This is a genomic window from Streptomyces asiaticus (genome assembly GCF_018138715.1).
In the GTDB taxonomy this organism is placed as follows: Bacteria; Actinomycetota; Actinomycetes; order Streptomycetales; family Streptomycetaceae; genus Streptomyces; species Streptomyces asiaticus.
Window position 1 is genome coordinate 152,010 of the sequence record NZ_JAGSHX010000006.1, and the last position, 12,154, is coordinate 164,163.

Consider the following 12,154-nt stretch of genomic DNA (forward strand, 5'->3'; position numbering starts at 1 on the left):
ATCAAGAGGGCAGTTCCCTGTCGATGAACTCGAACAACTCGTCGTCCGACGCGGAGTCGAGGGCGCCGTCGTCCGCGGCGGGGCGGTGCTCGCCGGTGGCCTCGGCCGGTGTGCCGTCGCTGAGCCGCCACAGCAGCGCCTCCAGGCGCTTCGCCAGCCGGCCGCGGGCCTCGTCGTGGGCGCCGAGCCCCGCCATCGCGGCCTCCAGCCGCTCCAGCTCGTCGAACGCGGGCGCCGAGGTGTCCGGCTGCGCGGGGCACAGCTGCTCGCGCAGTTCGGCGGCGATGGCCGACGGCGTCGGATGCCTGAAGACGACGGTGGCGGGCAGCCGCAGCCCGGTGGCGGCGGCGAGCCGGTTGCGCAGTTCGACACCGGTCAGCGAGTCGAAGCCCAGGTCCTTGAACGGGGTGTCACCGGACACCGCCCCGGCGTCGGTGTGGCCCAGCACCGCCGCGGCCTGTGTGCGCACGAGCGTGAGCAGGATCCGGTGCTGCTCCTCGGCGGGCACCGCCCTGAGCCGGGTGACCAGACCGGCGGCGGGCGCCCCGGTGGCGGCGGTACGACGGGGGGTCGTCCCGCTGTCGAGGAGCGTGCGCAGCAGGGCGGGCAGGGTGTCAGCGGGCCGGGCGGCCAGGGTCCGGAGGTCCAGCTGTACGGCCGCGGGGTGCGGGGCGCCGTGCCAGCATGCGGCGTCCATCAGCCCCAGCGCCCGCGCACCGGACATGGCGGCGATGCCGGAGCGGGACATCCTGGCCAGGTCCGCCTCGTCCAGATGCCCGGTCATACCGCTCGCATCGGCCCACAGGCCCCAGGCCACCGATACGGCCGGGAGGCCCATGGCCTGGCGGTGGACGGCCAGGGCGTCGCAATAGGCGTTGGCCGCCGCGTAGTTGGCCTGGCCCGGGCTGCCCAGCACACCCGCGGCCGAGGAGAACATCACGAACATGCCGAGCCGCAGCCGCGCGGTGGCGGCGTGCAGATGGGCCGCGGCCGTGGCCTTGGGCCCCCACACCCGCGCCAGCCGCTCCGGGGTCTGCGAGGTGACCACCGCGTCGTCCAGTACGCCCGCCGCGTGGACGACACCGGTCAGGGGGTGCGCCGGGTCGACGCCCGCGACGAGGCCGTGCACCGCGGCGCCGTCGGTGACGTCCACCGCCTCGATCCGGACCTCGGCGCCCAGATCGGCGAGCCGGGCCACCAGCTCCTTCGCCCCGGGTGCGTCGGGGCCGCCGCGGCTCACCAGCAGCAGATGGCGGATGTTCCAGGTGCGGACGAGATGTTCGGCCACCAGAGCGCCGAGGGTGCCGGTGCCGCCGGTGATGAGCACGGTGCCGTCCGGGTCCACCGGGGCGGGGACGTCCAGCACCAGCTTGCCGGTGTGCTTGGCCTGGCTGAGATGGCGCAGCGCCTCACGTGCCCGGCTGAGCGGCCATGCGTGTACCGGGGGCGGTTCGAGCGCACCGGATGCGAACAACTCGCCCAGTTCGCGGAGCATTTCGCCGATGCGGTCCGGACCGGCGTGGGTGATCAGGTCGTAGACACGATACGTCACTCCGGGATACTCGGCCGCGATCAGCTCCGGGTCGCGGATGTCGGTCTTGCCCATCTCCAGCAACCGGCCGCCTTCGCGGAGGAGCCGGAGCGAGGCATCGACGAAGGGCCCGGCGAGGCTGTTGAGCACCACATCGACGCCACGTCGGCCGGTGGCCTCGCGGAACACCTCCTCGAAGTCCAGATCGCGCGACGAGGCCCGATGGGCCGCATCGATGCCCATCTCCTCCAGCACCCCGTGCTTCGCCGGGCTCGCCGTCGCGTAGACCTCCGCGCCCAGGTGCCGTGCCATCCGTACGGCGGCCGTTCCCACGCCACCGGTCGCGGCATGGATCAGCACCGACTCCCCGGGGCGCAGCCCGGCGAGGTCCGTCAGTCCGTACCAGGCGGTCAGACAGGCCACCGGTACGGCCGCCGCCTGCCGGAAGCTCCAGCCATCCGGGATCGGCGCCAGCAACCGCGCGTCGGTGACCGCGAGCGGTCCGAACGACTGGTCGAGGACGCCCATGACGCGGTCGCCCACGGACACGTGGGTCACCTCGGGGCCGATGTCCACCACGACTCCGGCGCCCTCTCCGCCGAGTCCGGTCTGGCCGGGCACCATGCCCAAACTGACCACGACGTCACGGAAGTTGACACCGGCGGCGCGTACGGCGATCCGCACCTGGCCCGCGCCCAGCGGCTCCAGCACCTCGGGGCAGGGCACCGGTACGACGTTCTCCAGGGTGGCCGTGCCCGCCGTGTCCAGCCGCCATGCCTCCGGCTGCGCCACGGGGCCCACCAGCCCCGCGCCTCCGGTACCGGCCTGGACCAGGCGGGGCACGAGGGCCCGGCCTGTGCGCAGGGCCAGTTGGGGCTCGTCCATCTGCACGGCGCGCGCCACGGCGACGCGGACGGCGTCGGTGTGGGGGCCGGTTGGGGAGTCGACTCGGGAGTCGGGCTCATCGTCGCGGTCGAGGAGGACGAAGCGTCCGGGGTGCTCCGACTGTGCGCTGCGCACGAGGCCCCATACGGCGGCCGCGGCCAGGTCCACCCGGGCGGTGCTCTCGGGGCCGTCGACCGCGACCGCGCCTCGCGTGACCACGACCAACCGGGCATCCGCCAGCCGTGGTTCGGCCAGCCAGGCCCGTACCAGCCCCAGCGCCCGTTCGGTCGTCGACAGCGCCTCGGCCGACGCTTCCTCGGCGCCCTCACGGGTGGGCTTCGTCAGGTCGGCCATATCGGCCATATCGGCCATATCGGCGAGAACGACGGGCGGTGCGGGCTCGTCGTCATCGAGGGCCGCGACGAGCGCGGCCGGATCCGGGTGGCCACCGGTGCCCAGGACCGCCCAGCCACCGTCCCCGGCCGCCGCCTCTCCGGCCCCGGCCGCGAGCGGCAGGGGGGTCCACTCGACGGTGAACAGGCTGTCCGTGACGTGGCCACCCGGAGCCACCGCCGCCCGCAGCTGATCGACGCTCGCGGGCCGCATCGCCACGGAGTCGACGGTCAGCACCGGAGCGCCGACGGCGTCGGCCACGGTCAGCCGCAGGGCACGCTCGCCCTCGGCGGTCTCCTGGTGGGGAGAGAGACGTACCCGGACCGTGGTCGCCCCGGCCGCCCACAACGTCACACCGTTCCAGGCGAAGGGCAGCCAGACCCGGCCATCGGTGGGTTCGCCTCCGGCCGTCCCGGTGTCATCGTGCGTGTCGAGCTGGTCGATCAGCAGCGCGGGATGCAACGCGGCGTCCAACAGCGCCGGGTGGATGCCGAATCCGGTCTGCTCCCCGGCGGCCTCGGGCAGAACCACCTCAGCGCATACGTCGGCCCCGTCCCGCCACACGGCCCGCAGCCCCTGGAAGGACGGCCCGTAGGCATAGCCCGAGGCCGCGACCCGGTCGTAGAACCCGTCGACGCCGAGCGGTGCCGCACCGGCCGGAGGCCATGCCCCGCCCCGTCCCGGCGCCTCGTGGGAACGGTCCGGGGGCGGGCTCAGCACACCCTCCGCATGGCAGATCCAGCCCGTGCCGGAGTCTCCTTCGCCGGCGGCGGGCCGGGAGTACACCCGCGCGTCACGGCGCCCGTCCTCGGCGGCCTCGCCCACGACGACCTGCACCCGCAGCCCGCCCGACGGCGGCAAGACGAGTGGCACGTGCAGCGCCAGCTCGTCCACACCGCCGCAGCCGACCTCATCGGCCGCCCGCAGCACCCACTCGGCCAGCGCAGCGCCGGGGACCAACACCGCGTTCGCCACCACATGCTCACCCAGCCATGTGTGCGTACGCGCCGAAATCCGGCCCGTCAGCACATGGCCACGGCCATCGGCGAGCTCCACAGCGGCGCCAAGCAGCGGATGTCCGGCGGAGACCAGCCCCAGGTCGGCCGGGTCGCCGGCGCGTCCGCCGTGGCCGTCGAGCCAGTAGCGCTCGCGCTGGAACGCGTAGGTGGGCAGGGCGACCACGCTGGGGGCCGGGGAGCTCGGATACAGGATGGTCCAGTCGACGTCGACCCCGGCGGTGAACGCCTGGGCGAGGGAGTGGAGGAGCTGGGCCCGGCCGCCGTGATCGCGGCGCAGGGTGGGCACGGTGACGGCGGGGATCTCGGCTTCCTCGAAGGTCTCCTGGAGACCGAGGGTGAGCACGGGGTGGGTGCTGGCCTCGATGAACACCCGATGCCCGTCCGCCAGGAGCGCCTGAACGGCATCGGTGAACCGCACCCGTTCACGGAGATTCCGTACCCAGTAGTCCGTATCCAGGACGGAGCCGTCGACCCGGCCACCGGCCACGGTCGAGTAGAACGCCGTGCCCGAGCCGGACGCATCGAGCGGACGGACACCGGCCAAGAGCTCGCCCAACTCCTCGCGGATCTGGTCCACTTGAGGGCCGTGCGAGGCATAGTCCACCTCGATCAGTCGGGCCCGCTCCCCCGCCTCCTGACACACGGCCACCACAGCGGCCGCCTGCTCCGGCGGACCAGAAATCACGGTGGAGGAGGGCCCGTTCACGGCTGCGACGCCTACGCCAACGGCCTGGTCTCCCAGGTCGGACAGCAGCTGCCCCGCCCGCTCCTCACCCACACCGAGGGAGGCCATCGCCCCGCCACCGGCCAGCTGCCGCAACGCCTTGCTGCGCAACGCCACGACCTTCGCACCGTCCTCCAGGGACAGCGCACCCGCGACGACAGCCGCCGCGATCTCACCTTGACTATGGCCCACCACCGCCGCAGGACGTACGCCATGTCCGGCCCACACCGCCGCCAACGACACCATCACCGCCCACAACACCGGCTGCACCACATCCACCCGCCTTAGATCCGCCGCACCCTCCACCCCACGCAACACATCCGAAAGCGACCAATCCACATACGGCCCCAGCGCCCGCTCGCACTCCGCCACCCGCGCCGCGAACACGGGCGACGCTTCCAGCAGCTCCGCCCCCATACCGGCCCACTGCGAACCCTGACCGGGGAAGACCAGCACCGGGCCGACGTCTCCCGTCAGCGCCGCCGCTCCCGACCGCACGACACCTGGATGCGACGCATCCCCCGCCAACGCCTCCACGGCGGCCAACAGCTCCGCGCGGCCATCGCCCACCACCACCGCCCGATGCTCGAACACCGATCGCGTGGTGACCAACGACCACCCCACATCGACGAGCGAGAGCTCGGACGCGCCGCCCACCCGCTCAGCCAGGGCGGCGGCTTGGCCGCGCAGCGCCTCCGCGCTCCGCGCGGAAAGCACCCACGCGACCGTGCCCATGTCGGAGGAGACTGCCTCAGCCTCCGGCCGGTCCTCCACAGGAGCCTGTTCGAGGATCACATGGGCGTTGGTGCCGGAGGCGCCGAACGAGGACACACCGGCCCGGCGCGGTCGCTCACCGTTCGGCCACTCCACCGCCTCGGTCAGCAGCCGCACCGCACCGCTCCCCCAGTCCACATGCGGGCTCGGCTCATCGATGTGCAACGAGGCGGGCAGCATTCCATGGCGCATGGCCTGCACCATCTTGATGACGCCCGCGACACCCGCCGCCGCCTGCGTATGCCCGATGTTGGACTTGATCGAGCCCAGCAGCAGCGGCCGCTCGGCCGGGCGTTCCTGACCGTACGTGGCCAGCAGCGCCTGCGCCTCGATCGGATCGCCCAGCGTCGTCCCCGTACCGTGCGCCTCCACCGCATCGACGTCGGACGGCGACAGCCCGGCGCTCGCCAGGGCCTGGCGGATCACCCGCTGCTGCGACGGCCCGTTCGGCGCCGTCAATCCATTGGACGCGCCGTCCTGATTGACCGCCGAGCCACGGATCACCGCCAAGACGTCGTGGCCGTTGCGGCGGGCGTCCGACAGCCGTTCCAGCAGCAGAACGCCCACGCCTTCGCCCCAGCCGGTGCCATCGGCGGCGGCTGCGAAGGGCTTGCAGCGGCCATCGGGGGCCAGGCCGCGCTGGCGGGAGAAACCGGTGAACACATCCGGGGTGGCCATCACCGTGACGCCACCGGCCAGTGCCAGGGTGCACTCCCCCTGGCGCAGCGCCTGCGCCGCCAGATGCATCGCCACCAGCGACGACGAACACGCCGTGTCCACCGTCACCGCCGGACCCTCGAAGCCCAGCGTGTACGCCACCCGACCCGAGACCACGCTGCCCGAACCCGCGAGCATCGCATAGCCCTCGAGCTTCACATCCGCGCCGCCGCCGCTGAGCCCGGCGGCGTAGTCGTGGTACATCACACCCGCGTAGACACCGGTCGGGCTCCCCTTCAACGACACCGGATCGATCCCCGCCCGCTCCAGCACCTCCCACGACGCCTCCAACAGCAACCGCTGCTGCGGATCCGTCGCCAGCGCCTCCCGCGGATTGATCCCGAAGAACGCCGCATCGAAGGCGTCGGCGTCATGGAGGAAGGCGCCCTCGTTGGCATAGCTGGTGCCCGGGTGATCGGGGTCCGGATGGAACAGTCCGTCCAGGTCCCAGCCCCGGCCGGTGGGAAACTCCCCGATCACGTCTTTCCCCGAGGCGACCAGGTCCCACAGCGTTTCGGGCGAGTTCGCACCTCCCGGGAAACGGCAGGTCATGCCGATGATCGCGATCGGATCGTCCGCGTCGGCCCTCGCGACGACGGGAACAGGGGATCCCGCGGTCTCGCCGGTCAGCCGGGTGCACAGATACTCCGCCAGCACCCGAGGCGTCGGATAGTCGAACACCAACGTCGCCGGCAACCGCAACCCCGTCACCACCGACAACCGATTACGCAACTCCACCGCCGTCAACGAATCAAAACCCAACTCCTTGAACGCCGCATCCACCCGCACCTCACCCAACGAACCAAACCCCAACACCACCGCCACACCACCCCGCACCACATCCACCACCACATCCAACCGACCCGCCGCATCCAACCCCACCAACTCAGCCACCAACCCCGAAACCGACGAACCACCCTCCGCGGCCCGCCGCCGGACACGGCCGGACACCAACCCCCGCAACACCGCCGGAAGATCCTCACCAGCCACCCCAGCAGGGTCGAAGTCCACGGCCACCATCAGCGGGTTCGCGCACCGGCAAGCGGCATCCAGCAGGGCCAGCCCGCGCTCGGACGCCAACGGCCTCATTCCGCGCAGCCGCGTCAGATCCGCCTGACCCACATGCCCGGTCATCTCGCTGGCCTGCTCCCACAGCCCCCAAGCGAGGGAAGTCCCGGGTAGCCCCAGCGCCCGTCGACGGGCAACCAGCGCGTCGACAAAGGCGTTGGCGGCCGCGTATCCGGCCTGACCCGCGTTGCCCACGACTCCGGCGGCCGAGGAGAACATCACAAACATGCGGAGCGGATGATCCGCCGTGGCGGTGTGCAGATGGGCGGCCGCCGTGGCCTTCGCCGCCCACACCCGCGCCACCTGTTCCCGCGTCTGTGAGGTGACCACCGCGTCATCCAGCAGCCCCGCCGCATGAATGACACCGGTCAGCGGATGCGCCGAGTCGACACCGGCCACGGCGTCCGCCACCGCGTCGGCGTCCGTGACATCCACTGCCGCGATCCGCACCTGTGCACCCAGGTCGCTCAGCCGCTCGGCCAACTCCGGTGCGCCGGGCGCGTCCGAGCCACGTCGGCTGACCAGGACCAGATGCTTGACCTGCCACGTACGTACGAGATGCTCGGCCACCAGACCGCCCAGCAGGCCCGTACCACCGGTGATCAGCACCGTGCCGTCCGGGTCGAGCCCAGCGGGGGTCGGCCCGCCGGATTCCGTCTCGTCGGCACTGTCGGTGACACGCGCGCGCATCAGCCGGGGCACCATCAGCCGTCCGGTGCGCAGCGCCACCTGTGGCTCATCCGCGCGTACGGCACGGAGCACGGCATCCGCCACCTCATCCGCGGCCGGATCGGTGGTCTGGTGGAGGTCGAGGAGGACGAACCGGTCCGGGTGCTCCGCCTGCGCACTCCGCAGCAGACCCCACAGCCCGGCGGCGGCCGCGTTCAGCTCTCCGTCGCCGGAATCCCCGCCTTCATCAGGGTCGCCGGTCGACACCGCGCCGCGTGTCACCACCACCAACCGGGCATCGGCCAGCCGGGGCTCGGCAAGCCACCCCTGCGCCAACTCCAGCGCATGGCCGACGGCGGCCAAGCCATCAGCCGCCCTCGCCACGGCTCCGGCCTCCGCGGAACCACCGTCGGCGGGCAGGTAGGTCACGGCGAACGCGGGAGGTGGCGTACCGTCGTCGAGCGCGGCGACCAGCGCTTCGAGACCCGGATGGCACACCACTCCCCCGCCGCCGGGTCCGGGCTCCACGGCCAGGTGCAGAGCGTCCTCGCCCAGTACGGCCCAGCCCATGGTGTCGGAGGCATCCGCGTCCGGCACGTCGGGCATCGGGATCCAGTCCAGCGTGAACAGCCCATCGACGCCATGTCCGCCCATGGATCGCAGCTGACGGGGGTCGGCGGGGCGCATCGTCAGGGATTCGACCGTGAGCACCGGGGCGCCCATGCCATCGGCCACGACCACCCTCAACCCGCGCTCCCCCGCCGTGCCGTCCTGATGGGGCGAGAGCCGGACCCGGACGGTGGTCGCCTCCGTGGCCCACAACGACACACCGTTCCAGGCGAACGGCAGCCGCATCCCCCCATCGTCGGCCGACTCGATGTCGGCGTCGAGCAGCATGGGATGCAGGGCGGCGTCGAGCAGTGCCGGATGGATGCCGAATCCATCCGCGTCGCCGGCCGCCTCGGGCAGCGCCACCTCGGCCAGCAGATCCGCACCGTCCCGCCACACGGCGCGCACCCCTTGGAACGACGGCCCGTACGCATAGCCCGCCGCCGCGGCATGCTCGTAGAAGTCCTCGACGTCCAAGGGCTTCGCGCCCTCGGGAGGCCAGACTCCCACCGGCTCCTCGGCCGCGCTCGGCGCGGCAGACGCCGCCGACGGGCTCAGGACGCCCTCCGCGTGGGTCACCCAGTCCGGATCGGCGCCGGGCCCGGCATCGCGGTCGGGCCGGGAGTGCACCCGCACCTCGCGCCGCCCGTCCTCGGCGGCCCCGCCCACCACGATCTGCACCCGCAGCCCACCCGACTCCGGCAGCACCAACGGCATGTGCAGCGCCAGTTCCTCGATGCCGCCACAGCCCGTCTCATCGGCCGCCCGCAACGCCCACTCCACCAACGCCGCACCCGGCATCAGCGACGCTCCGGCCACCACATGGTCGCCGAGCCAGCCGACACCGCTGGTGGCCGACACCCGTCCGGTCAGCACCAGCCCGCCATCGGCGAGACCCACCGCCGCCCGCAACAACGGATGCTCCACCCGCTGCAACCCCGCGGCACCCACATCACCGACCCCGCCGGTGGCAGTGGCCCAGTACCGCTGGCGCTGGAAGGCGTACGTGGGCAGATCGACCGTACGAGGGGTGGAGTCACCCGGGAACGCGGCCTCCCAGTCGACGTTGACCCCGGCGGTGAACGCCTGGGCGAGGGAGTGGAGGAGCTGAGCCTGGCCGCCGTGATCGCGGCGCAGGGTGGGCACGGTAACAGCCGGGATCTCGGTTTCCTCGAAGGTCTCCTGCATTCCGAGGGTGAGCACGGGGTGGGTGCTGGTCTCGATGAACACCCGATGCCCGTCCGCCAGGAGCGCCTGAACGGCATCGGTGAACCGGACCCGCTCACGGAGATTGGTCACCCAGTAGGCGGCGTCCAAGTCGGTGGTGACGGCACGGCCGCCAGTCACGGTCGAGTAGAACGCCGTGCCCGAACCGGACGTATCGAGCGGACGGACACCCTCCAGCACCCGCATCAACTCACCGCTGATCTCTTCCACCTGAGGTCCGTGCGAGGCATAGTCCACCTCGATCAGTCGGGCCCGCTCCCCCGCCTCCTGACACACGGCCACGACAGCGGCCACCTGCTCCGGCGGACCAGAAAGCACCGTGGAGGAAGGGCCGTTGACGGCTGCCACACCTACGCCAACGGCCTGGTCTCCCAGGTCGGACAGCAGCTGCCCCGCCCGCTCCTCACCCACACCGAGCGACGCCATCGCCCCACCACCGGCCAACCGCCGCAACGCCTTGCTGCGCAACGCCACGACCTTCGCACCGTCTTCCAGGGACAGCGCACCCGCGACAACAGCCGCCGCGATCTCACCTTGACTATGGCCCACCACCGCCGCAGGACGTACGCCATACCCCGCCCACACCGCCGCCAACGACACCATCACCGCCCACAACACCGGCTGCACCACATCCACCCGCCCCAAATCCGCCGCACCCTCCGCACCGCTCAGCACATCCGAAAGCGACCAGTCCACATACGGCGCCAGTGCCCGCTCGCACTCCGCCACCCGCGCCGCAAACACGGGCGACGCTTCCAGCAGCTCCGCACCCATCCCCACCCACTGCGAACCCTGACCGGGGAAGACCAGCACCGGACCCACATCACCCGCCAACGCCGCCGCACCCGACCGCACCACACCCGGATGCGACCCACCCCCCGCCAACGCCTCCACACCCGCCAACAACTCCGCACGGGAATCACCGACCACCACCGCCCGATGCTCAAACACCGACCGAGTGGTGACCAGCGACCACCCCACATCGACGGACGACAGCTCAGACGCACCCCCCACCCGCTCAGCCAACGCCCCAGCCTGCCCCCGCAACGCCTCCACACTCCGCCCCGACACCACCCACGGCGCCACCCCACCCACCACAGACGACGCCGTCGGCACATCCTCCTCAGGAGCCTGCTCCACAATCACATGCGCATTGGTGCCACTGATCCCGAAGGACGACACACCGGCCCGGCGCGGGCGCTCCCCGTTCGGCCATTCCACCGGCTCGGTCAGCAGCCGTACACCGCCGCCGTCCCACTCCACATGGGGCGTCAGCTCCTCGGCATGGAGGGTGGCCGGGAGCACGCCGTGCCGCAGGGCCATCACCATCTTGATGACACCGGCCACACCCGCCGCGCCCTGCGTATGGCCGATGTTGGACTTCAGCGAGCCGAGCCACAGCGGCCGGTCCTCCGGCCGGTCCCGGCCGTACGTGGCGATCAGCGCGTCGGCTTCGATCGGGTCGCCCAGTTTGGTGCCCGTGCCGTGCGCCTCCACCGCGTCCACCTCGGACGGGGCGAGCCGGGCGCTGGCGAGGGCCTGGCGGATGACCCGCTGCTGGGAGGGGCCGTTCGGCGCGGTGAAGCCGTTGCTGGCGCCGTCCTGGTTGACGGCCGAGCCCCGGACGACCGCCAGTACCCGATGGCCGTTGCGCCGGGCGTCGGACAGCCGCTCCAGCAGCACCAGGCCGACGCCTTCGCCCCATCCTGTTCCGTCGGCGTTCGCCGAGAACGCCTTGCACCGCCCGTCCGGGGACAGCCCGCGCTGCCGGGAGAAGCCGGTGAACACCTCGGGGGTGGTCATCACCGTCACCCCGCCGGCCAGGGCCAGGGCGCACTCCTCCTGCCGCAGCGCCTGGCAGGCCAGATGGATCGCGACCAGCGAGGACGAGCAGGCCGTCTCCACCGTGACGGCCGGTCCCTCCAGGCCGAGGGTGTACGCCACCCGGCCCGACAGCAGACTGGGTGCGTTGCCCGCGTAGCCCTCGGATCCCTTCTGCGGAAGGTCACCCGATGTGGTGCCGCCGGTGGTGGCCGTCCCGGCGTAGACGCCCGTACGGGAGCCCTTGAGGGACACCGGGTCGATTCCCGCCCGTTCGCATGCCTCCCAGGCGGTTTCCAGCAACAGTCGCTGCTGGGGGCTGGTGGCGAGCGCCTCGCGCGGGCTGATGCCGAAGAACTGCGGGTCGAATCGGTCGGCGTCGTAGAGGAACCCGCCCCGGCGGACATAGGTGGTGCCGGGGTGGTCCGGGTCCGGGTGATAGAGGCTGTCGAGGTCCCAGCCGCGGTCGGTGGGGAAGTCCCCGATGGCGTCGACACCGCCCGCGACCAGGCGCCACAGGTCCTCGGGCGTGTTCACCCCGCCCGGGAACCGGCAGGCGATGCTCACGACCGCGATCGGCTCCTGGTATCGCTCCTCCACCTCACGCAGACGCAGGCGCGTATCGTGCAGATCCGCGGAAACGCGCTTGAGATACTCGACCAGTTTCTCTTCATTCACGTTCACCATGAGGTTTCACCCGGCCCTCAGCGGTCGTCG

At 72.1% G+C, this 12,154-nt stretch carries 1 protein-coding gene; it reads right to left on the reverse strand.

Annotation, left to right across the window (positions count from 1 at the left end):
* Position 1: 1 nt before the first annotated feature.
* Positions 2–12,124, reverse strand: a complete 12,123-nt coding sequence (locus KHP12_RS08250; protein WP_211832303.1) for a type I polyketide synthase — start codon at positions 12,122–12,124, stop codon at positions 2–4.
* Positions 12,125–12,154 lie beyond the last annotated feature (30 nt).